This window comes from Bacillus sp. SIMBA_005 (genome assembly GCF_046535585.1).
Classification (GTDB): Bacteria; Bacillota; Bacilli; order Bacillales; family Bacillaceae; genus Bacillus; species Bacillus pumilus.
In genome coordinates this window covers 1-272 of the sequence record NZ_JAWRWI010000404.1, presented here as the reverse complement: position 1 = coordinate 272, position 272 = coordinate 1, and the positions used below count along the sequence as shown (strand labels likewise).

Annotated in this window: 1 protein-coding gene; it reads left to right on the top strand. The window is 56.2% G+C overall.

Going from position 1 to position 272, the window contains the following annotated elements; all coding sequences use genetic code 11:
- A partial coding sequence (locus SB660_RS20640; protein ID WP_410584213.1) for an MFS transporter occupies window positions 1–272 on the top strand: 272 nt, incomplete at both ends.

Sequence of the window (272 nt, the reverse complement as noted above, 5' to 3'; positions counted from 1 at the left end):
GCTCTTTCTTCGTCTGTTTCGCCGTGACGATGATAGCCGACCGTCCTTTCACAGGAAAGCTGTTTGACAGAGTGGGGCCGGGAATCGTCATCTATCCGTCGATTATCGTGTTCTCCGCGGGGCTTTGCATGCTGGCGATGACAAACAGCGCCTTCATGCTTCTCTTGTCCGGTGCCGTAATCGGTCTCGGATACGGCTCTATCGTACCGTGTATGCAGACGCTGGCGATTCAGAATTCGCCCGGACACCGTTCAGGCTTTGCGACGGCGACC